The organism is Flavitalea sp. (assembly GCF_035489435.1).
Lineage (GTDB): Bacteria > Bacteroidota > Bacteroidia > Chitinophagales > Chitinophagaceae > DATHKG01.
The window spans coordinates 41,402-63,957 of the sequence record NZ_DATHKG010000154.1; the positions used below are offsets into that span (position 1 = coordinate 41,402).

The 22,556-nt window shown below is 41.6% G+C and carries 17 protein-coding genes; 3 read left to right on the forward strand and 14 right to left on the reverse strand.

Going from position 1 to position 22,556, the window contains the following annotated elements:
* Window positions 1-5: 5 nt before the first annotated feature.
* The 14 genes from VK664_RS23725 to VK664_RS23790 form a co-directional block, all read right to left on the reverse strand.
* Window positions 6-5,564 (reverse strand): glycosyltransferase, encoded by a 5,559-nt coding sequence (locus tag VK664_RS23725; RefSeq protein WP_461401202.1) that lies wholly within the window; start codon window positions 5,562-5,564, stop codon window positions 6-8.
* A 5-nt stretch (window positions 5,565-5,569) separates the two neighbouring features.
* On the reverse strand, window positions 5,570-5,986 hold the full coding sequence (locus VK664_RS23730; RefSeq protein ID WP_461401203.1) for a hypothetical protein: 417 nt from the start codon (window positions 5,984-5,986) through the stop codon (window positions 5,570-5,572).
* A gap of 7 nt (window positions 5,987-5,993) precedes the next feature.
* Window positions 5,994-7,103, reverse strand: coding sequence for a glycosyltransferase (locus tag VK664_RS23735; protein WP_461401204.1), 1,110 nt, complete (start codon window positions 7,101-7,103; stop codon window positions 5,994-5,996).
* 24 nt (window positions 7,104-7,127) lie between these two features.
* Window positions 7,128-7,970, reverse strand: a complete 843-nt coding sequence (locus VK664_RS23740; RefSeq protein WP_461401205.1) for a glycosyltransferase family 2 protein — start codon at window positions 7,968-7,970, stop codon at window positions 7,128-7,130.
* Between the two features lie 349 nt (window positions 7,971-8,319).
* Complete coding sequence (locus tag VK664_RS23745) at window positions 8,320-8,553, reverse strand: hypothetical protein (protein WP_461401206.1); 234 nt, start codon at window positions 8,551-8,553, stop codon at window positions 8,320-8,322.
* Window positions 8,554-8,687: 134 nt separating this feature from the next.
* Window positions 8,688-9,263: an RrF2 family transcriptional regulator gene (locus tag VK664_RS23750; RefSeq protein ID WP_461401207.1), complete on the reverse strand. Its 576-nt coding sequence runs from the start codon at window positions 9,261-9,263 to the stop codon at window positions 8,688-8,690.
* A 9-nt stretch (window positions 9,264-9,272) separates the two neighbouring features.
* The gene (locus VK664_RS23755; protein WP_461401208.1) at window positions 9,273-9,584 is read right to left on the reverse strand and encodes a DUF59 domain-containing protein; all 312 of its coding nucleotides are present in this window, start codon (window positions 9,582-9,584) and stop codon (window positions 9,273-9,275) included.
* 4 nt (window positions 9,585-9,588) lie between these two features.
* Window positions 9,589-10,026: a SufE family protein gene (locus tag VK664_RS23760; RefSeq protein WP_461401209.1), complete on the reverse strand. Its 438-nt coding sequence runs from the start codon at window positions 10,024-10,026 to the stop codon at window positions 9,589-9,591.
* An 8-nt stretch (window positions 10,027-10,034) separates the two neighbouring features.
* Window positions 10,035-11,279: a SufS family cysteine desulfurase gene (locus tag VK664_RS23765; protein ID WP_461401210.1), complete on the reverse strand. Its 1,245-nt coding sequence runs from the start codon at window positions 11,277-11,279 to the stop codon at window positions 10,035-10,037.
* Window positions 11,276-12,580, reverse strand: coding sequence for a Fe-S cluster assembly protein SufD (gene sufD, locus VK664_RS23770; protein ID WP_461401211.1), 1,305 nt, complete (start codon window positions 12,578-12,580; stop codon window positions 11,276-11,278). The genes VK664_RS23765 and sufD overlap by 4 nt, the downstream gene beginning before the upstream one ends.
* A gap of 15 nt (window positions 12,581-12,595) precedes the next feature.
* On the reverse strand, window positions 12,596-13,363 hold the full coding sequence (gene sufC, locus VK664_RS23775; RefSeq protein ID WP_461401212.1) for a Fe-S cluster assembly ATPase SufC: 768 nt from the start codon (window positions 13,361-13,363) through the stop codon (window positions 12,596-12,598).
* Window positions 13,364-13,392: 29 nt separating this feature from the next.
* Window positions 13,393-14,835, reverse strand: coding sequence for a Fe-S cluster assembly protein SufB (gene sufB, locus VK664_RS23780; protein ID WP_461401213.1), 1,443 nt, complete (start codon window positions 14,833-14,835; stop codon window positions 13,393-13,395).
* Between the two features lie 280 nt (window positions 14,836-15,115).
* A complete protein-coding gene (locus VK664_RS23785) occupies window positions 15,116-16,018 on the reverse strand; it encodes a magnesium transporter CorA family protein (RefSeq protein ID WP_461401214.1) in 903 nt (300 codons plus the stop codon).
* 30 nt (window positions 16,019-16,048) lie between these two features.
* Window positions 16,049-17,764 carry a GH39 family glycosyl hydrolase gene (locus VK664_RS23790; protein ID WP_461401215.1) on the reverse strand — a complete coding sequence of 572 codons (1,716 nt, stop codon included), beginning with the start codon at window positions 17,762-17,764 and terminating at the stop codon, window positions 16,049-16,051.
* Window positions 17,765-18,436: 672 nt separating this feature from the next.
* On the opposite strand from VK664_RS23790, the gene VK664_RS23795 reads away from it, so the two are divergent.
* The 3 genes from VK664_RS23795 to VK664_RS23805 form a co-directional block, all read left to right on the forward strand.
* Window positions 18,437-18,769, forward strand: coding sequence for an ArsR/SmtB family transcription factor (locus VK664_RS23795; RefSeq protein WP_461401216.1), 333 nt, complete (start codon window positions 18,437-18,439; stop codon window positions 18,767-18,769).
* A 140-nt stretch (window positions 18,770-18,909) separates the two neighbouring features.
* Complete coding sequence (locus VK664_RS23800; protein ID WP_461401217.1) at window positions 18,910-19,752, forward strand: SRPBCC family protein; 843 nt, start codon at window positions 18,910-18,912, stop codon at window positions 19,750-19,752.
* A gap of 161 nt (window positions 19,753-19,913) precedes the next feature.
* Window positions 19,914-22,556, forward strand: a 2,643-nt coding sequence (locus tag VK664_RS23805; protein ID WP_461401218.1) for a DUF7133 domain-containing protein, incomplete at its 3' end; no start/stop codon positions are given.

A 22,556-nucleotide genomic window follows, 5' to 3' on the forward strand; every position in this document is an offset into this window, starting at 1 on the left:
AATTGCTAGATTGTCTGAAAAGTTGTCCCTGTTTTTTTATAAGTCACTTTACCTTTTCTTGTTTGTTTCAGTGTGGGGTCGGCTAAGGCCTCGAGATAAGGTAAAAGTCGTTGCTCAAGTACGGGTATGCTGAGTTCTTTTAAATAAACTTCCCTGGCACTTCGACCGATCGGATCTAATTCAGAAGAACGCAATACAATATTTCGCATTATATCGGCAAGTTCTTCAGCATCTTCGGAAGCGAATACAAATCCATTTTCTCCATGTTCAATCAACTCAGCAAAACCGGTCGCATCTGAAACAAGACAAGTCTTTGACATGCAAAAGCCTTCTACCAATACAACCGGGAACGGATCATCCCTGGAAGGACACACAATAACATCTGCTCCGGCAACCAATCTGACGGCTTCTGCATTCGATATTTCACCGGTAAAAGTTATAACCGCTTTAGCGGGTATTTGCTGACGGATCATTGCGTCAAAATTGGGATCAAGCACTCTTCCAACGACCCGCACTGCAAGACGGTCAAGTATCTCTTCTTCAAGGAAACCAAGAGCCTTGAACAAGACATCATGTCCCTTCCTGCTTTCTATGGAACCAACAATTGTAAAATTAATCCTGGCCGAAGGATCTTTGTCGTGTTTAGCAGGATCATAAAAATCGTAACATGCGTTATAAATCTTGCGGTATTTACTATTATATTTCCTGATCATTCCAAGCGAATAATCACTAACTCCAACAATATTGTTAGCTGAACCCAGCGTTGAAATGAAATCCTGCTCGTTAATAAAATGGTCAATTACTTTTGCTTCCTGCAGCCACCAGACTGTTTTAACTTTATCCTGCATCTGCCTTACAATAGGCCAGTTGACAACTGTGTTACAGATAATATAATTGAAGTTGATCGCAAACTTTTCAAATGAATGATGATTCGTCAGAATAAGCGGGTCTATGAAAACGGTAACTCCAATCTCATTGTACATTGACTTTAACGGACCATCTTTTGCACAGTACACCACCACAAAATATCCCTGCCTCAATAATACCGTACATATATTGTACAACATAATAGGCGCCCCGCTTCGGGTTAGGTCATGGCAAACCAGTATCACATCTTTATCTGAAGCCTGGTAATCACTCTGCCGGCCCGGATAGATTTTTACCGGTACAGGAGAATCATGATACAGGAGGTCACGCATCGGGTAAGGAAAATATGGGTCAGAGGCAACATAGGTTGGCCATCTGTGCAGCAGGAATATATCAGCCTTATCTTTTTTATGAGTTGTATTTTTCTCTTCGTATGATTTAAGCGAAAGATGCCCTATATGCCTGAGTTCGGCATATGGAGTGTACACACATCTGTACCCCGCTTCAATAATCCTGAATGACAGATCAACATCTGAATGTGCACTTGGTGTATTAATTGCATCAAAGCCGCCGATTGATAAAAACAGTTCTTTTTTCATCGCCAGGCATGCACCGGATAAAATGGATACATCACGGGTGAGCTGCGGAAAATTTATATAAGCTGTTGAATTTGCAGGATAACAATGAAAAGAGGTCCCGGTTAGATTTCTGACGCCGGTTACCATGCCTGCATACTGAATGCTGTCATCCTCATAAATAAGCTTCGGTGATACTCCTCCAACTCCTGGTAACAACAGGTACTCAATAGTATTTTCGATCCAGTCGTCCTGCAATGGCCTCACATCATCATTTAAAAAAATCAGTACCGGGCCATTTGAACCGCTGGCCCCGACATTACATTTATCTGAAAAATTATATGGCTTATCATATCTCACATAATTCAGGTTCAAATCCTGGTATCGGTTTGCCAACTCAGAAATAACTCCCGAATTCGTAACAGGCACAATTTCATAATTTGCATACTTTGTTATTTGAGCGATGCTGTCAATGGTTGCCGCCAGATTAGGAATTGAGTCGGTAGGTATGATAATAGAAACCAGTGGCTTTTCTTCCAGGTTCATTCTCACACGATTTGCTGTTGGAAGTCCGATAATTCCTGCATCGATATTCCTACGTTTCATTGCATCTGCCAGTGCATTGAGATTACTTTTCCTTGCATAAGGTTTCTCACCCTGGGCAGCTGAGCCCGTCGTCTGTCTCCAATAATAAAGGACCCTGGCAATGTGCCTTATTGCTGTTGTTTTTTCTGTTGCGCGTAAAATAAGATCATAGTCCTGCGAAAAATCAAATGCTGACCTGAACATACCAACCTTTTCAAGAAGAAATGACTTTTTATAAACAGTAAGGTGCCCGACATACATCATGTTAAGCAGCAGTTGCGGGCTCCAGTCTGGTTTTAGAAAATAATCACTAGTTGCTCCTTTCTCATCTTTCTTGCATTCATCAGAATAGATGATCTCAGTATCAGGATATTCATTGAGTTCCCGGCAAACCCAGAACAAGGCATCAGGTGTAAGTTCATCATCATGATCAAATAAGGCGACTAAATCACCTGTGCTCATTTTTATTGCATGGTTGGATGCTTCGGAAATTCCGACATTCCTTTCAAGGAATGCTATTTTTATACGGGAATCAGTTTCATAGTTGAGCAAATATTCCTTTGTTTCCGGAGAAGTGGAACCATCATCCGTGATACAAAGTTCCCAGTTTCTATAACCCTGGCTCCTTATCGAGTCAATTGCTAATTTTAAAAGAGCCGGACTGGTATTATAAGTTGGCATAATAACAGAGATCAATGGCTTAAGCCGGAAACCCTGAATGTCCTTTTTCATTTTTTCCGGGGGATAGATTTCTTCTATTGAAGGTTCTGCCGGCCTTGGTGCTTTAGCAGCAGCGGCCCTGTTCATGGCTTCGAGGGCTAGTCTCCGGGCACTTGTAAAAGTTTTGAAACCGTGCTCACGGATATTTTTGATTACAGAAGAAAAGGCATTACGCAAGCCGTTATCTCTTGTATATTCAAGCATATAATTTATGGCGTACCTGTTCCTAACGAACCTTGTACCCAGGAGAAAGTTCAGTATTCTCAGGTAAATTCTCTTCAGGAAACTTTTTAGCCTGGTACTAATGATACCTGCCAGCGACCTTTTTTCATAAGTATTCTGATACCATTCTATCGTTTTCAGGAGACGCGCATTTTCTTCTTCCATAGAACGTGTGGCGGCAATGTGTCCTTTAAGTGTTTCATTCATTGAATGTTCATCCTTAATTTCAGACTTTAGGTTTTCCAGCTGTAGTTCCATTTCCACCAAACGTTTTTCAAGATCCGTCCTTGCATTTTTTGAAAGTCGCTGGGTCATGGAAGCGAGCTGATTTCTAACCGGCTCGTGATATTGGGCATCGGAAGCAGCATGCTTTTCAATAGACAGCAGGTTGGATAATGATTGTCTGAGTTCAGCATGTTCGTTGGTAGTCGCCCGGCTTAGTTCGATAATTAAGTCGAGAAATGATTGTTGCTCTTCAAAATTGTAAGAAGGAAAACTTATCTCTAGGGACGGTTCTCCGGCAAACATAATAAATCCAAAATGTGGTTCATGGCCTTTGCCTTCAACTGAGATAATATCCCTCAACTGCATTGGGCTGGTCTTAGCTGCAATACCTGTTGCCAGTTTATTTCCTTTATTGTCTTTTACCTTGTAAGAATAAAAGTTTATCAATCCTGGTTTGTCAGACAAACAGATCCTGATCTTATTAAAAGAACGCGATTGAACACTGGTTGATGAATTTGACTTTGAGCTCTGGTATAAGTTTGATTGCGGGTTGCGCAATGAATCCTGGGGTCTGCTAAACCGGAATGTATAACTTACTCTTTCCTCTACAAGTTCAAGTACTGAACTGATTGAATTAATTTCTAAAAATTCTTCCTTTTCAACACCAAGATAACATTTAACAGCTACTTCTTCAAGTTGCGGAATGGGTAGACTGGTTAACTCATCCGAAGGAGAAAGTGTATCTGCAAAAAGATTGAGCTGGAAGTTAACAGGAACATAGTCAGGATCAACGCTCACTGGTCCGAAATACTTGTATTCGAGTCTGCAGAATTCATCGGAAGCATCAACACTGCCCGGCTCAAAAGCAGAGATGATCCTTGTTATAAGTTCAAAAGCATTTAATGGTGTTCCTGATGCGGGGGGCATGAAATACAGAGGACGTGAAAAACAAAAGTATAGCCCACGGAATATGATATAACGTAGTGGCAATTCGTCATTTGTTACCCATTCCTGGTCAAAGTATTTCAGTTCTCCATTTGGTGTTCTAATAATATTAAAGGGAGTCAGATCGAGAAATGAACCATTGATCATAGATACCCGTCCAGACTGGGTACCTAACTTCATCGCAAATCTGTAATATGGCGCACACCAGTCAACCAATTGTTCTATTGACCATCCTGTTTTCGAAATGATATCCTGGAATTCCAGGAAATAAATCGATCCGGGAATATAATCTTCATCTTCGATCACCTGTGACAACAAAGCATTGTCCCGCGCCGGATAACCTGCATTAATCAGGGTTCTCAAAATACGTGTTCCGGCTTCTGTCTGAACAAAGGTATTTGCCTTTCTATAGGATGGATACCTGCCAGAGCTATAAATATAAGCGAATGTTTCATCCGGTAACAAATCGACAGGTGAATGCGTAGAGGCCACTACCAGGAATGAATTCGACATGTCAGGTGTCAGTTCGTTATTGATAACTTCTTTCCAGGCTCTGTCGGTTACGAAGTTTGGATAATATGATTTGAACTGTGGATGATCAGTTGCAGGAATAATCAGGTTTGAAGGTTCAGGCACATTTGCCTGCATCGATTTTTCTCTTAGTATAATTGATGGAAGTTTATAATCCGGAAAGGGATATAAAAATTCACTATGAATAAGTCCGGCTGAATGAAGCAGGTTTTCAAGTTCGACACGGCCATAAGTTTGCGGGGTGTGATCGTCATACCTGTTTTCAATGCCGAAAAAAGGTTTGCCCACATGGTCTTCCGGTGCGCCGGCCCAATATTTTAATCCGAGTTTATTTTCGATTCCTATTATCAGAGAACCATTTGGACTGAGCATGGTTTTAGCCATATGCAGCAGTTCCACGGCGGAGTGAACACCATCTATAAAAATGTTGCTATATTCAAGCACACCAATCAGAATTATAAGATCATATTTCTCTGTTGAATGAAACTCTTGAAAATTATCACAAACAACATGGACATTAGCCAGATCACGGCAACGTGCAGCCGTAATTCTGCATCGGCGTGCACTACCTTCCAACGCAGTGACCCGCGCGCCTGTTTCTCCGAGGAACCTTGTGATAGCTCCACAGCCACATCCGATTTCCAGAACTGATTTATTTTGAAAACTATGTTGGAACGGTCGCAACAAATCTGCACGCTGAGGCGACAAATGATATTTGGTTGGCCAATCAATGATATGCTGGTTCCAATGCGGAGATGAAATGGATAGGTCAGCTGCCTCTTCAATTATCCTGAGAAGATAATTCTCAGTCTCATCACCATCGCTATAATTAAAAGGATCTGTTCTATCGCTTCGTTGAAAAAATCTGTCTTTTTTTGTATAAATTTCATTCATCAGCATTATTCAGGTTTTTCTGGTGGGAGGTTAACCTTCGCAAGTTTTTCCTTCATTACACCCCACAGACTCCTTTTTTCGTAGGTACGTTTGTACCACTCAATGTCTTTTTGGTAATGACTAATATCCCCAAGCAGTTTATTAATAAGCTGACGATTGCTTTCTGCCTTTTGCTCTATCTCAGCTACACGTTCCTTCATAGCTTGTACAAGGTCTGTTTTTTCTTCTATGACCCCACGCATTCTAAGGATTTCTGCGGCCTGGTTTTCAATAACTTTTTGTTTGCCCTGCAATTCATTCCGTAGGTAAAGAAGTATGTCATCAAGCTTCTCAGTAATCTCACCTAGATTTTCAGTCTCTGACTGCAAACCGAGCTCCGCATCGGTTTTCATAAATCCGTTTAACAACATATCGTTTTCCATAGTTTATTTAAGAACTTTGATAGCTATAATTGAAAATGCCGTTATAGAGATTCCTGTACATCAGACTGGTTGAGTTAATATTGAAATCCTTCCTGCAAAATTCATTCGAATACTCTCCCATCAATGGCAACATATCGGGGTTATTCGCATACTGCATAATTTTTATCACTGCACCTTCAGCAGTATCAAAAAGATCGCCATTCAACCCGCTTTTTACCATATCCTTATTTCCAACACAATCTTTTAATAACACGGGTTTTTTTAGCGCCAGTGCTTCGAGTACAGAAAACGATAATCCTTCGAAGTTTGAAGTTGAAATGTAGACATCAGCATTGCTGATCAGCTTTTTTGAGGTAACCGGTGCTACCCAACCAGTAATAGTGATATTAGATGCTGTTAATATATCCCGGTCCTCTCCGTCGCCTATCCAGATGAAACGGAACTGCTTCAGGTGCTCAAACTGTTTAGCTATCTCGTTAAATAAACCTGGATTTTTCTGGTTTGTAATCCGCGCACAGGTTACTACCTGGAAAACTCCTTTTTCTTTCCTTATTTCAGGAAGAGGAGCATTTGGTTTAAGTGAAACGCCATTATTAATATTGATTGCGTCTATGCCAATCTTGCGATAAGCAATCATTTCCGACAATGAACAACAAACCACTTTGCCTCCAAAAAGATTTCCAACCTTTTCAAAAATTCTGTAAAAAAAATTCTTTACTTTTTTTGTGCTCACCAGGAAAGGTGCACCATTAGGTGTATAAACAACATTGTCGATATCCGCAAGTTTGCAGGCAAGTCTGCCCAGGAATCCACTTTTTGACGAATGCAGATGTACAGCGTCAACATCACCATCACTCTTCAGTTCTTTAAGTATGCGGTACAACTCCAAAAAAGCACGCAGATCCTTACCCAGACTGATTTCTCGCTGAGCATGATTCCATCTGATGAAACGGACGTTTGCACCGGTAAATGATTTCCTGACGTCAACTGCCTTCATCACCGACTCACGTTCACCATGAATGATAATATGAAAGTCATCTTTCATATTATCCACCAATGATTTTACAAATACCGCAATTCCCGATGCAAAAGGTTCAACCACATGTACAATCTTCATGACCTATCTTTTTATCTTTTACCATTAATTTTTACTTTGACCAAGTAGCATTTTTTTCATTTTAAAAACGAGGGGGTATGGAATCGCCATCAAAGCCCACAATTTCATCACTCCCAAAGCTCTCAATACCCTGTTTTTTCCAAATGTCCTGATCACACTAAGCCTGCTCTTTAACTGACCCTTTCGGTTTGTAAGCGATAATCCTTTTGTGTTTATCCGGCAGGTGACCAATTCTTCAGGTAATACTGCAGTTTTTATATCTGCATCCATCCATTTATAAAAAAGACCGTAGTCTTCAGCGTGTGGAAATATTTCAGGATAACTGTTGTTCTTTTTTAAAATCCGTGTTCGCCACATGACTGTCGGATGAATAAAAATGTTCCTGAAATACATCGCCCGCCTTATTTCCTTATCCTCCGTTGGTGTTGTATAAACAAATTTGTCGCCAGTTTCAAAATTTTCGAATACACACCAGGTTCCAAGCAGATCTATATCATTATTTTCTTCTAAAAAATTCACTTGTTTACTAAACCTGTTCTCATCGCAAAGGTCACCACAGTCCAGCCTTGCTACATATTTATAGTCAATAACATTTTTTGTAGGATCGAGGATCCAGTTCAAGCCCGCATTTAAGGCTTTTGTTATTCCAACATTAGGTGACAAGCGTATTAATTCAATCGTTGTAGAGGGCGGGAAAACTGGCGTTATATCTTCCCTTTTTATCGGCTCCGCACTTCCGTCATCAATTACCAGGATCGAAAATTGCCTGTCATATTTAACAGTAGACAGCGCTTTAAAAAGGCCGGTCAAATCATTATAACATGGAATGACCACGATAAAATCGCTAGTTGTGGCCTTTGTATTCATAGTGTGATCTACTGGTTCTCCTACACTATACTATTATTGTGCCTTGAATTGGAAATGGAAAAAAAAATTGATAAAACAAAGGTTTTTTCAGAAATAATTAAGAAAAAGAGAAAGTCAGAAAAGAGCATTTTCAGGTTTTAGAGGCGACTTAAACTTCTGGAAGATTGAATAACAATTAATTATACCGCAAACTTACCCGGAGATTTTCTTGTCCAAAAGTTTCCACAATGATCCTGCCAAAACACAACGATCTTGCCAAATTGAAAAATTGGATTGGCAAACAGTGAAAAAACTTTTAACAAAATAATAAAACAATATAGTTTTAAAAGAAATCGGTAATGGTTTCATATCAGGTTCTTAAAACCACCTCATCTGGCAATACTTCTGCCTGGTAACCGAAACTTCGGATGATAAGCAAAACGTGGTAAACATCAATGCTTCCCGGGGATTTGATGCGAAGAATATGGTCGCAGTCACTGAGATCAAAATTCGCCTGGTACACAGGGAAACGCGCATGTATTTTGCGCAACAATAGTTTGGCATAATAGGAATCACAGACCGTTGTTTTGAAAACTTCCACCATAAAAAACTGTTTATAATTTCACAACCCGGGGTTTATGGCAAATTTAACCATAACAGGGTTCCACAAGGGGGGCTTTAAACGTCAATCTACGGGGTAAGTTGCGCCACTGAGGGTATTGAAACAGCCAGGAGTGACTATGATTTCAATTCGGGAATTTCCTTGTTAGTGATGCTTTCGTTGTCAGCCACGTTTTCGTTGTCAACGATGTTTTCGTTGTCGGCGTTTCTTTCGTTGTTCCCGATGCTTTCGTTGTTAGCGATGCTAAGAATCTGTTCAAGCATACGTGATGATTCCGACTCGGAATTAACCAGGTTATGGAGAGTAATCTGGTTGAGCAATTTGTCCATTGTGTATTGGATCATTTGCCATAGGGACCGCGCCGAGCAATCAACTGAGTTATTGCATAATCTGACGCTCCCGGCATGTGATTTACAAAATGCCTGGTCAAACAATGCACCGCCAAGCGCTTTCAGTACATCATTAATTATGATCTCCTGCGCAGGACGTGCAAGAACATATCCACCCTTTAAACCTGGGGTAGAATTAATAAAGCCGGCCATACGAAGATTACGCGTAAGTTTAGCAACATAATGACTCGTGAGCCCTTCTGCCTCACTTAACTGGGGGATGCTCATACCTTCTTTGTTCCGGCATCCTGCGATACGGATTAACACCCGTAAACCATATTCTTCCTGAGCGGTAATCTTCATGTTAAGTTTTTATAACATTCCTAATTCAAGTTGTGCCGCTTCCGACATCTTGGATTTATCCCAGGCTGGTGTCCAGGTAACCGACACATGTACATCATTCACTCCTTCTATTTCCCTCACTTTCTGATCCACTTCTATTGGAAGTGATTGTGCAGCCGGACAATTAGGGGCGGTTAAGGTCATTACTATCTGTACATTATTAATAGGCAGTATCTCTACTTCATAAATCAACCCGAGTTCATAAATATTAACGGGGATCTCGGGATCAAAGATGGTATGCAGGGTATCTATAACCTTTTGTTTCAATTCAGTTGTTTCCATGATTTCAATTTTCAGTTTTTGCTTTGAATGCCAGGGCATAATTTTTCATTTGCCTCACCATTGAAAGTAGGCCGTTCGAACGCGTTTGTGCCAGGTGTGATGTCATGCCAATCTTCTGAATAAAATCCAGTTTTGCATCAAGAATTTCATCAGGAGTATGATCAGACAATACCCTGATAAGCATACTGATCAAACCTTTTACGATCACCGCGTCACTCTCGGCTTTGAAAGTGATAATCCCATTGTTGTAAAATGCGGCCAGCCAAACTGTAGATTGGCAACCTCTTACTTTATTATTATCGGTCTTATATTCATCATCCAGCACTGCCAGTTTTTTTCCCAGGTCAATAATGTATTCATACTTATCGTCCCATGAGTCAAAAAGCGCGAATTCGTCAATAATCTCCTGCTCCGTCTGCGGTATGCTCATTGATCCACTCATTGTAAAAATTATAACAGCACCCTGAGTGCTTTGTTGATACCTGCAATCAGGGCATCAACTTCCTCAACTGTGTTGTAGACAGCAAATGATGCACGAATTGTTCCGGGTATTTTGTAACAAGCCATTAATGGTTGCGCACAATGATGACCGGTCCTCACCGCTATGCCGTTATTATCGAGCATGATACCCATGTCCTGCGGATGAACACCTTTAATAACAAAAGAAAGTACACCGGTTTTGTGAGCAGATCTTCCTATTACAGTAACACCCGGGATCTGCTGTAGCTTTTCGGTAGCATAGGCAAGCAAAGCATTTTCATGTCTTGCTATATTTTGCTTACCGATTGTTGTAATAAAATCAAGTGCTGCCTTGAAGGCAACTACATCCGCGATATTTGGAGTACCTGCTTCGAATTTATAAGGAAGTTCATTGTAGGTAGTATTCTCAAAAGTTACATCCTTGATCATTTCGCCACCACCCATGTAAACGGGCATGGCTTCAAGAATTTCTTTTTTACCATAAAGCACTCCGACACCTGTAGGGCCGTATACTTTATGTGCAGAAAAACCAAAAAAATCACAATCAAGATCTCTGACATCGATGTCGAGATGTACACTGGACTGAGCTCCATCTACAAAAACTACCGCACCGGCCTTATGAGCGATCTCAATCATTTCTTTAACCGGGTTGATGGTACCCAGCGCGTTTGATACATGTACTATCGAAACGATCTTTGTTCTTGAATTAACCAGCTGTTTGAAATCATCGAGAGAGATTTCACCTTCATCATTCACGGGTATCACTTTCAACAAAGCACCTTTTTCCTGGCATAACAACTGCCAGGGAACTATATTGGAATGATGCTCCATAGCTGAGATAATGATCTCATCTCCATTTTTCACATTTGCCCTTCCCCAGGTAGCCGCTACGAGGTTAATGCTTTCGGTGGTACCTTTTGTGAAAATGATCTCTTCCCTTTTCTCGGCGCCTATGAATTGTTGAACCGTGTCACGGGTTGCTTCAAATGCGGCCGTTGCTTCTTCAGCCAAAGAATGGATACCACGATGGATATTCGCGTTAAAACCGGAATAATAACCGACAAGCGCATCTATAACGACCTGAGGCTTCTGTGAAGTCGCGGCATTATCAAAATAAACAAGGGGCTTGCCTTTCACCGTTCTTTTCAAAACCGGGAATTGATTCCTGATAGATTCTATATCCAAAACGGGTATTGCCTTTTGTGCTGTGATCATAATACATCTGCTGTTAAACGTTGTGCAATCAAATCTTCAACATATGCACGGATCGGGGCAGGTTTAATTTTTTCAAGGATGTCAAGTGCAAAACCCTGTAGCAAAAGGGCCATCGCCTGGGTTTTTGGAACACCTCTTGACTGAAGATAAAAAAGACCTTCTTCGTCAAGACTTCCAATGGTACAACCATGAGAACACTTTACATCATCTGCAAAAATTTCCAGTTGGGGTTTGGTATTGACATTTGCATTTTCAGATAACAAAACATTTTTGTTTGACTGGAATGCATTTGTTTTCTGTGCATCTTTCCTCACGAATATCTTACCGTTAAAGACACCGGTTGAATTATTATCCAGTATGCCTTTATACAATTCATTGCTTTGGCAATCAGGCATCACATTGTCGACAATTGTATGATTATCGATATGACTTTGCCCTTGTTGAAAATACAAACCATATAAATGTGCTTCAGCGAAGCGGGCTCCCAGTACAGCATGCAGGTTATTTCGAACGATACCACCATTTAATGAAACGGTAACTGTATGAACCACGCTTTTACCAACCTGCCTGATATGTGTAGTACTTACCTGGCTGGCACTGCTTTGATCGTTTTGTATTTTGTAGTATTCCAATATCGCGTCCTGTTCTACAACTATCTCCATCACTTCGTTTGTCATACTTTCGGAGGTGCCAAGCGTGATATAAGTTTCAACCAGTTGAACCTGCGCTCCCTGCCCAATATGAATCAGGCTGCGTGGTTGCGACAAGACCGATGCTACTCTTGCATCCGTGATATTATATATGTAAACGGGATATTTTACAAACTTCCTTGGTTGTACGTGCATGAAAACCCCACCATCAATGAAAGCAGTATTTAAGGCCTGAACACCATCAGTAAGGTATTTGCTGCTATGATTAAAATGTTCACTTACAATTTCACTATATTGATTAGCTGCAGCTTCCTCTAATGAAGTTATGCCGAATGCGGAAGCCTTCAGATTGGAAAGGCCCGGTACATACATGCCATTTACAAACACAAGTTCACTGGCATCTTCATGACCTGGCAATCTCAGGGGTGCAAACTCAGCTGCATTAAGGGAAGTGGGGTTCTGAAAAGAAACCTGGTATTCTTTATTAAACAAGCTGCTGATCCTTGTATACTTCCATTCTTCATGACGCACAGTTGGTATGCCCATAACGTCAAAAGATTTGAATGCAGCTTTCCTGATAGACGAAAGTGGGCTGCTGCCCGGCAGGTTGAGCCTGTCGAATGATTCTTTAAGATATGTATTGTTGTTCATGCGTACTTTCCTGATTTATGATACTTCCTCTTCCTGATGCATTTCGTTCCTGATAAAATCATATCCTTTTTCTTCCAGCTCAATTGCCAGTTCTTTGGTGCCGGATTTCACGATCCGGCCATTGTATAATACATGAACGAAATCAGGAACCAGGTAGTCGAGCAGACGCTGATAATGCGTGATGGCCAATACAGCGTTATCTTTATTACGCAATTTGTTTACACCATTGGCTACTATACGGATCGCATCAATATCAAGCCCGGAGTCAGTTTCATCAAGGATCGCCAGCTTCGGCTGAAGCATAGCCATCTGGAAGATTTCATTTCTCTTCTTTTCTCCACCGGAAAATCCTTCATTTAATGAACGGCTCAGCATAGTCTGTTCCATTTCCATCAAACTCATCTTTTCTTTCATCATCTTCAGAAATGCCACCGCATCCAGGGGTTCAAGACCACGGTACTTTCTCACTTCGTTCACTGCAGTCTTAATAAAGTTTGTTGTACTCAGACCCGGAATTTCGACAGGGTATTGAAAGCCAAGAAAAAGTCCTTCGCCGGCCCTGTCCTCGGGGGAGAGCTCCAACAGATCTTTACCAAGAAATTCTACAGAACCACCCGAAACGGTATAATCCTGCCTGCCTGCAAGAACAGAAGCGAGCGTGCTTTTACCGGAGCCGTTTGGCCCCATAATAGCATGTACTTCACCTGGCTTGATATCCAGGTTAATACCTTTTAAAATCTCTCTTCCTTCTATGCCTGCCTGCAAATTTTGAATGCGCAACATATTATCTACTTGTTTTTATTTTTTGATGATTAACCTACGCTACCTTCCAGACTGATAGCTAATAATTTTTGGGCCTCAATGGCAAACTCCATCGGCAACTGGTTCATTACTTCTTTTGCAAAACCATTGATGATCAGTGCTACAGCAGTTTCGGTATCCATACCGCGTTGATTGCAGTAAAAAATCTGATCTTCACCCACTTTGGAGGTAGTAGCTTCATGTTCAACTACTGAACTGTTATTTTTAACCTCTATATATGGAAAGGTGTGAGCACCGCATTTATCACCAAGTAACAATGAGTCACACTGCGAAAAATTTCTTGCATTCGTTGCCTTACGGCTAACGTGCACGAGCCCGCGATAACTATTATTGCTGAAGCCTGCTGAAATACCCTTTGAAACAATACGACTCCGGGTATGTTTGCCCAGGTGTTGCATTTTCGTTCCGGTATCTGCCTGCTGGCGGTTATTTGTGACTGCGATTGAATAAAATTCTCCGGTTGAATAATCACCTTTCAGAATTACGCTGGGATATTTCCAGGTGATGGATGAACCGGTTTCAACCTGGGTCCAGGATATCTTGGCATGCGCCTGGCAAATACCTCTTTTTGTCACAAAATTGTAGATCCCACCCTTACCTTCCTTGTCACCAGGGTACCAGTTCTGCACAGTTGAGTATTTTATCTCTGCATGATCCTGGGCAATCAGTTCAACCACAGCTGCATGCAATTGATTTTCATCACGCATGGGTGCTGTACAACCCTCCAGGTAACTTACATAGCTACCTGGTTCTGCAACAATCAAGGTACGTTCAAACTGGCCGGTATTTTCGGCATTGATCCTGAAATATGTTGAAAGCTCCATTGGGCAACGAACCCCTGAAGGGATAAAACAAAAGGAACCATCGCTGAATACCGCGGCGTTTAAAGCAGCAAAATAATTATCCGTTGCCGGAACTACGGAACCGAGATATTTTTTTACCAGGTCAGGATGCTCACGTACTGCTTCGCTCATGGAACAAAAGATAATTCCCTGCTCCGCCAACTGTGTTTTAAAAGTTGTGGCAATAGAAACACTATCGATTACTGCGTCTATAGCAACACCGCTCAATCGTTTCTGCTCGTTCAGGGAAATACCTAATTTTTCAAAAGTCGCCCTTAGTTCAGGATCGATATCATCCAGGCTGTCTACCGTTACTTTCTGTTTTGGGGCAGAATAGTAGATGATATCCTGGTAGTTGATAGGCGGATAATCGATATTTGCCCAATCCGGCTCTTTCATATTCAGCCATTGTTGAAATGCCTTCAGCCTCCATTGAAGCATCCATTCCGGTTCATTTTTTTTGGCAGAAATAAACCGTACGGTACTCTCATCAAGCCCTTTCGGCGCCTCATCAGACTCAATATTGGTTACAAAGCCGTATTTATAGTCGCTGAGAACGGTTTGTTCAATACTACTGAGCTTTTCATCCATATTATTCAACTTTTTTTATACTGATTTTTGTAGCCGCAAAGGTACAAATCTATTTATACAAAAAAGTATAAATAGCCTGAAATCTTGGATTTTTTGAGACCAGCACAGGTATGGCAGCTTAAAAGGTTATTGACTATCATTAGATTATCTTAACCCTGGGTTTCCCGGCAGGTGATTTTAACGTTTTTATGATCCGGCTTTGCGGAAAGGCAGGCAAGCGTGTATGCAAATTTACAAAATAGTCAGGAAGCCCGGTGCCCCGTTATCTAAAACTGCCCTATCATAACCAGTTTTTCTTTTTAAACCAGATATAGATAATAATTACAATTCCCAGCATAAGGAGCATCACCCCTGGATAGCCCCATTTCTCATTGAGCTCCGGCATAAATCTGAAATTCATTCCGTAAATACCTACTATGAAGGTGAGTGGCATAAAAAACACTGAAAAAATGGTCAAAACCCTGATGGTTTCATTTGTACGTTGGGACGAGATATTAAAATAGATTCCAACGAGGTGGTTGGTATTTTCAGCAAGTGCATCGAATATACTTTGTTGCTTAACATACAAGTCCCTGATATCCCTGGTATATTCATTTGAGTTGGCCTGGGGATCAATATGATCGATTATATCGTTTGATAATAACAAAACACGCTTTATTACATCCACTTTTCTTTTCAGAAAATACATGCTTTTCAGTAACGGAGAATTTTTGTTCTTCAGAAAAACCCGTTCTTCCAGGTAATCTATTGTTCTGTTCAGTTTTGCGCCCGGTTCATCAAATGTCAGGAGTCCATATCTCACTATCTCGTTAAATAAATGAAAGGAGTTTTTACATTCACCGTTTTTCAAAAATTCCTTGTCTATTGTTTCAATATCTTTCCATTCGTGTTTGTGGACGGTCACAATAAAATTTTCCGAAAAAAATATCGCGAGTTTGTTGGTTAGTTCCTGCACCGTATCCGCCTCTGATTCCCTGCCAACAGCATAAACCCGCATAATTACAAAACTGTAGGTTTTCAGTTTTTCAAATTTGGGCAAATGGTCGGGTTGAAGGGCATCTTCCACTGAAGCCTCATGTAGCCCAAACTTCCTGGCAACTTCCTGCACTTCCGATCGTTGGGGGGCAACCATGTCAATCCATTCAAAGCCTGAATCTGAACTGGATGTATAGCTTTTTATCATAACCTGCCTGAAATTTCAAATATTCTTTTTTTACCAATCGAGGGTCAGCAGTGAAACTCCCTGCCTTGCCAGCGAAATCTGTAACAGGGAATGGCCGTTTTTTGTTTGAAGTTTTTTGGGCCCTCCAGGGCTTTTCAACATGCCTGCGGCTTCAAGCTCCTTCACCTGTTCTGCCCCCGGATTCTGGGGTGATCCCATTTTTTTCCAAACCTCATAGGCATTGCTGTATTCATTATCAATCCTGAATTCGGTCAACCGGAATGTCTTTGCCGGAAGATTATTTATCGAAATACTTATAGTCTCCGGTGGCGCCTGTCTGTCTTCATCATGATAGTTCCAGATCATGATTGCAGCAGATTTTTTCTCCTTTGATGCAATTACACCTATGTCTGTACTGTTCCTGATACTCGAATCGAGCACCTTTCGCAGCGGATACATCCGGTTGCTTTCCGCCTGGACCAGGTTCCCCTTCATCATTCCAAACATCCGGAACACATTCAGCACCGGTTTATCTACCCCATTGGTAGCCAGGTCACGAAAACCATAGAACCAGGGCTGATCTTCAAACTCAAATGACCAGGACACGGCCCCGGTGAGATTACCATTATATAATTGTGCCAGTTCATATTTCCTGGCAAAACTCGCAGCCGTATAACTTGAATACATCGTTCCATTCCGGTATGCATTGGATGGATTGGTTGCCATTCCGCAGGCCGCGCATCCTTCCGGATCAGATTCTCCCACAATAAGTGGTAATGATTTTGTTTCGTTGTATGTCATCGCGATTTTAATACCCGCTTCTATATCGCGGAGCTGCGGCGCCATGTTCATCCATACAACTCCGTCCTTCAATGTGGGATTACCTTTTGCATGAAACAGCAATGCTTCAAGTGGCGATCCTGTTTTGCCGGTAGCAAAGTTTTTTTCATACAAACAGTGTTTAATGAATGCATGCATAAACCTGGTGGCACCTGCACTTGAAGTACCTGCGATATTGGGCCCACCAATCCTCGCAGAAGGTAAAGCCCGTTTCAATCCATCAGCCGCAAAGTCATATAATTTAAAAAACTCTTCCTGTGTTCCTTTCCAGTATCCGTTTGGTTCATTCCACACTTCCCAATACCAGCTCTCTACTTCTTTCCGGCCATATCTTTCAACACAATGTTTAACCCATTGAAAAACCAGTTCCCCCCATTTGCCATAATCCTTTGGTGGATATGCCCAGCCCGTATAAATTTTATTATAAGGATCACCGGGTTTCCAGCTATGCTGATACGGTTGTGGATTCGTTGATAAAGCCTCCGGCATAAACCCGATCTGGGCCAATGGTTTCATGCCACGTTGAATATAGGTATCAAAAATGCTGTCGGTTATGCGCCAGTTATATACCGGCCGGCCATCTGCATCCTCGGTATATGCATTTGATGATCCCCATTTTAATGCAGGCTTGCCATCACCACTGCATAGGAGGCAATGGGTTCTTACATAAACAGGTACTTTACTTAAAGCTGCGATTTCCGATAATAACTTCTTTCCATCTTTCATATAAGTATAGTTTGGTTCATCGTAACCAAACCATGCCCAGATCGGCACCATCTTTCCTTTGTCTTTGGCAAGATCGACTTTAATATATGCAGCCGGTGTTGAATCAGAGTTAGCATTCAGTGCGTGTCCTGAAGCTGGCTCAAAAATGGCCGCTGACAAAACAGGCAATATTATTGTTGCAAATAATTTACTAAATCTCATAAATGGCAATTGTGATAACTAAAATGTGGAATAATTAATATGGCAATTGTAATAACTAATATGGGTGATAACTAATATAATTACTATTCGACTTATAAAAGTTATTTGTCCTGAGTTCAGGAAACAGCCTCTCAACAAACATCTTATAATATCAGCAAGACAAATATTATTGTCGAAAATTAAAACTATTTATCTGGACTTACAGAAAACATCCAGGAACTACATAACCTGATTGTGACAATGAAACGGATTGTCGTAATCCTTCAATTTTTTTAGACAAAAAGAAAAATTAATAATGAGCCTATATTACAAATTGAAAGTACTTCAGGTAACGACGAAATATGAATAATTTTTGAAAAATGAAAAACAATGAATGAGGTATCCAGATTATGGGTGAACGCAGGAATAGCCTTGTCTGAAAATGCGCAGATAATTGTTAATTGTCCTGAATGCAAAGTCGGTATATTAAAGTCAAGGATGAACCAGTGGAAAAATTTGGTAAGATTGATCGCTATATTTATTGTGATTCCTGTGGAAAATGGAATGTGCTTTCAATGTCAACTTCTAAGAAATAAAATTAAGGCTCAGCCCACGACAATATCTTAATGAAAAAAAGTAAATTTTTTTTGTAACCAAAAGGTTTCATATATATTTGTAACCACAACGTTACATATGCAGGAAACCAGGAGGGATGTATTTCAGGCGATAGCGGATCCGACAAGAAGAGAGATCATTAAACTTGTTTCCACCAAAGCCCTAAACCTGAATGCGGTAGCTAATCATTTTGAAATCAGCCGGCCCGCCGTATCAAAACATGTTAGGATACTTACAGAATGCGGTCTGATAACAATTGAAGACCAGGGACGTGAAAGACTCTGTCGCGCAAACCTCAACAAGCTGAAAGAAGTTGATCGCTGGCTGGATCATTACCGGAAATTCTGGAACCAGAAACTTGATGCTTTAGGTAGCTTCCTCGAAAAACAGGAAAAAAAAACAAAAAAATAATTTTATAATATAAATCGAAATCAATAATCATATGTGAATCGTAAGTGTTGAGTTATGAATGACCTGTCTTAATGTCAATTATTACTCATGCACTCACCACTACTTTCATAATTCATAACTCATAACTCATAACTTTCTTTATGAATCAATTAGTATTTGAAAGAACTTACGACGCCCCGATAAAAAAAGTCTGGAAGGCAATTACTGATAAAAATCAGATGAAAGAATGGTATTTCGAACTGGAAGAGTTCAAAGCTGAACCCGGTTTTGAATTCAGCTTTTATGGTGGCAAGGATGACAAAAAGTACCTTCATAAATGTAAGGTTGTGGAGGCGCACCCGGTCACTAAATTATCTTATACCTGGAGCTATGATGGATACCCGGGCACCTCACTCGTGACTTTTGATCTTGCAGAACTGCCTGGAACAAAAACGAAACTTACGCTCACCCATTCTGGCCTCGACAGCTTTCCGGCAAACGAACCGGATCTGGCAGCCGAAAACTTTTCTGAAGGCTGGAACTTCATTACCGGCACTTCGTTGCGGGATTTCGTGGAAACTGACATCATCACGAAAAAATCAAAAATCAAAGCCTCAGCAGAAGCAGTATGGAAAGTACTTCTTGATCCCAATAACAAATGGGCCAATTCATTTGGTGAAGGAGCCCTGGCCCAGACAGATTGGAATGAAGGTTCTCCAATTATCTGGACCGATCTGAATGGTGCGGTTGGAGCAAGAGGTATTGTGAAAAAGAAAGTTGAAAACACCGAATTGGTATTAAGTTATTATGATGAAATTGAGCCAAAAGCAGGTGAAATGCTGGGCGAATATATAGAAGTATTTAAGATTGATCCGGCCCCCGACGGCACTGTCACATTGATTGCCGAATCCGGCCCGCTGGCTAAAAAATATATCCCAACTCATAGCGGGATGTGGGATAAGGCAATAGAAAACATTCAAAGGTTTGCGGAAAACATTAAATAATCAAATTTTAATTTCAAGTGAAGCCCGATTGATGACAGTCGGGCTTTTTGTTTGAAATAAGTGTCTATATTCATATCTTTTCATCTGAGATACCTGGCAGCAGCAAAATTAATATGTTGCCCGATAGCTGCACTAACAATCAAAAAGCTTAACCATTAGAAATGAGAATACCGAAAATCCCCGCTCAACGATTATCTATCTATTTAGCTGTACTGGCGGGTTTAATAACCGCAACCGGTTGCCAGCAATCTGAAACAACAACCGGATTAAGAATCAAACAACTCGATACGCTGCTGTCAGCAAAACTCGCCGCTAAGATCGACTCTAGCTTCAAGCCGCAGATTGCAGACGGCTTATCACTGGAAGTCTGGGGTGTGGATTCGCTGGTGATCTCACCTATTGCCATTGATATCGACGACCAGGGTAAAATTTATTATACCACCACCAACAGGCAAAAGAATTCAGAATTTGATATCCGTGGGCATCGTGATTGGGAAATAGAATCCATCAGCCTTCAAACTGTGGAAGACAAAAGAGCTTTCCTCCATAAAACGCTCTCCCCTGAAAACAGTAAAAAAAATGAATGGCTCGCAGATCTCAATGGTGATAGCTCGCATGACTGGCGCGATATGACTCTTGAAAAAGAAAATGTTTATCGCCTCGAAGATATCAACGGTGATGGAGTCGCGGACAAATCGCAACTGGTAGTAGATGATTTTCATGATGAGGTAACAGATGTTGCCGGAGGTGTTTTATCTGATGGCGATGATCTTTATGTGGCTGTTGGCCCGGATCTGTGGCGCATGAAAGATAAAAACAAGGATGGAATAGCCGATGAAAAAACATCTATCTCTCACGGTTATGGTATTCATGTCGGCTTTAGCGGGCATGGAATGTCTGGTGTAGAGATGGGGCCCGATGGCCGGATTTACTGGCAGATCGGTGATATAGGATTTAATGGAAAAGGCCCCGATGGACAGGTTTGGTCGCATCCAAACAGCGGCGTAGTTGCCCGGTCAAATCCGGATGGCAGCGATTTCGAAATCTTTGCATATGGCAACCGGAACACCCACGAATTTGTTTTTGATGAATACGGTAACCTGATCAGCGAAGACAACGATGGAGATCATCCCGGCGAAAAAGAAAGACTCGTTTATATCGTAAACGGGTCTGATCAGGGATGGCGCAGCAATTGGCAATACGGCAAGTACCGGGATCCGAATAATAATACCTACAAAGTCTGGATGGATGAAAAAATGTATCTGCCAAGATGGGATGGACAGGCAGCATATATCACACCTTGCATCAGCAATTTTGTGAGTGGCCCGGCAGGCATGGTTTATAACCCCGGCACGGCACTCGGACCCGAATATAAAAACAGTTTTTTTATAGCTGAGTTTGTTGGTAACCCAGCAAATTCGGGTATTCATAGTTTTAAACTAAATCCAAAGGGCGCAACTTTCGAACTGGGAGCACAGAAGAAAGTGTTGGGCGGGGTGCTGGCCACCGGCCTCGATTTCGGACCAGATGGAGCGCTGTATGTGGCAGACTGGATAGATGGCTGGGAAACAATGAACCGGGGACGAATCTGGAAACTGGATGATAAGGCGAACGCCAACAGCGCCGCCAGGGTGGAAACAAAAAAATTACTTGGCACTGATTTCACAAAACTCAGTGAAGAAGATCTGGCTGCTCAATTGAAAAATGCGGATATGCGTGTCCGTTTGAAAGCCCAGTTTGAACTGGTCAAAAGAGGAGATGAAGGATTGACGGTTTTCAAACAGGCGCTGGCTTCAAATTCGAACCAACTTGCAAGGGTACATGCTATCTGGGGAATCAGCCAGCTTGCACGTAAAGACAAAAAACATGCAGACCTACTCATTCCCATCCTTAAGGACGCTGATCCGGAGATCCGCGCCCAGGCAGCTAAATGGCTTGGAGATCTTCGTTATGCGAATGCCGGCAATCAATTGATTCCACTGCTGAAGGATCCAAACAGCCGTACCAGGTTTTTTGCTGCGGAAGCACTAGGACGGATGAAATTTGAACCAGCTGTTAATCCTATTATAGAATTACTGGCGGCAAACAATGACGAAGATGCATATCTCAGACACGCAGGTAGTCTCGCATTATCGCGTATAGGAAAAGCTGAACCATTGATTGCATTAGCGGGTAACCCTTCAAGAGCCTTGCGTATTGCTGCCGTAGTTGCGTTGCGCAGAATGAGCCATCCGGGTATAGCGGTGTTTTTAAAAGACAGCGACGAGTTTGTAGTGACTGAAACTGCAAGAGCTATCAATGATGATCTTTCAATAAAGGATGCATTGCCTGCTCTTGGTGATCTTTTGAAATCCACTGGTTTCAAAAATGAACCACTTATCAGGAGATCTATCAATGCAAACCTCAGGGTAGGCACCGACAGCTCCATGCAAAACCTGATAGTCTATGCAAACAATAATGCTAACCCACCAGCAATGCGTGCCGAGGCAGTAGATGCATTGAGCACCTGGGCTAAACCCTCCGTACTTGACAGGGTGGATGGAAGATTGAGAGGACCTGTGAGCAGGGATGCCGCTGCCGTCAGGGGCCATGTTGCCAAATCATTCCTTCAACTTCTTAATGATAAAGATTCTGCAGTGCGGATCGGTGCTGTAAAAGCAATAACAAGACTGGAGATAAAAGAAGCTGGTACACCATTGCTCGCCATGGTCAAAACAGACATGAAGCCTTCTATCAGGGTTCAGGCACTTAGGGCCCTGGTTGAATTGCAGGATAAAGATGTTGAGTCTGCGGTTAAATCAGCA

What these genes read in the sequence shown, in the direction of transcription:
- VK664_RS23735 (WP_461401204.1), bottom strand. Translation starts at nt 7,103, where the DNA reads ATGAAGATTGTACATGTGGTTGAACCTTTTGCATCGGGAATTGCGGTA.
- VK664_RS23740 (WP_461401205.1), bottom strand. Translation starts at nt 7,970, where the DNA reads ATGAATACAAAGGCCACAACTAGCGATTTTATCGTGGTCATTCCATGT.
- sufB (WP_461401213.1), bottom strand. Translation starts at nt 14,835, where the DNA reads ATGGATGAAAAGCTCAGTAGTATTGAACAAACCGTTCTCAGCGACTAT.
- VK664_RS23765 (WP_461401210.1), bottom strand. Translation starts at nt 11,279, where the DNA reads ATGATCACAGCACAAAAGGCAATACCCGTTTTGGATATAGAATCTATC.
- VK664_RS23730 (WP_461401203.1), bottom strand. Translation starts at nt 5,986, where the DNA reads ATGGAAAACGATATGTTGTTAAACGGATTTATGAAAACCGATGCGGAG.
- sufD (WP_461401211.1), bottom strand. Translation starts at nt 12,580, where the DNA reads ATGAACAACAATACATATCTTAAAGAATCATTCGACAGGCTCAACCTG.
- VK664_RS23790 (WP_461401215.1), bottom strand. Translation starts at nt 17,764, where the DNA reads ATGAGATTTAGTAAATTATTTGCAACAATAATATTGCCTGTTTTGTCA.
- VK664_RS23800 (WP_461401217.1), top strand. Translation starts at nt 18,910, where the DNA reads ATGAATCAATTAGTATTTGAAAGAACTTACGACGCCCCGATAAAAAAA.
- VK664_RS23755 (WP_461401208.1), bottom strand. Translation starts at nt 9,584, where the DNA reads ATGGAAACAACTGAATTGAAACAAAAGGTTATAGATACCCTGCATACC.
- sufC (WP_461401212.1), bottom strand. Translation starts at nt 13,363, where the DNA reads ATGTTGCGCATTCAAAATTTGCAGGCAGGCATAGAAGGAAGAGAGATT.
- VK664_RS23785 (WP_461401214.1), bottom strand. Translation starts at nt 16,018, where the DNA reads ATGATAAAAAGCTATACATCCAGTTCAGATTCAGGCTTTGAATGGATT.
- VK664_RS23795 (WP_461401216.1), top strand. Translation starts at nt 18,437, where the DNA reads ATGCAGGAAACCAGGAGGGATGTATTTCAGGCGATAGCGGATCCGACA.
- VK664_RS23760 (WP_461401209.1), bottom strand. Translation starts at nt 10,026, where the DNA reads ATGAGTGGATCAATGAGCATACCGCAGACGGAGCAGGAGATTATTGAC.
- VK664_RS23750 (WP_461401207.1), bottom strand. Translation starts at nt 9,263, where the DNA reads ATGAAGATTACCGCTCAGGAAGAATATGGTTTACGGGTGTTAATCCGT.
- VK664_RS23745 (WP_461401206.1), bottom strand. Translation starts at nt 8,553, where the DNA reads ATGGTGGAAGTTTTCAAAACAACGGTCTGTGATTCCTATTATGCCAAA.
- VK664_RS23725 (WP_461401202.1), bottom strand. Translation starts at nt 5,564, where the DNA reads ATGAATGAAATTTATACAAAAAAAGACAGATTTTTTCAACGAAGCGAT.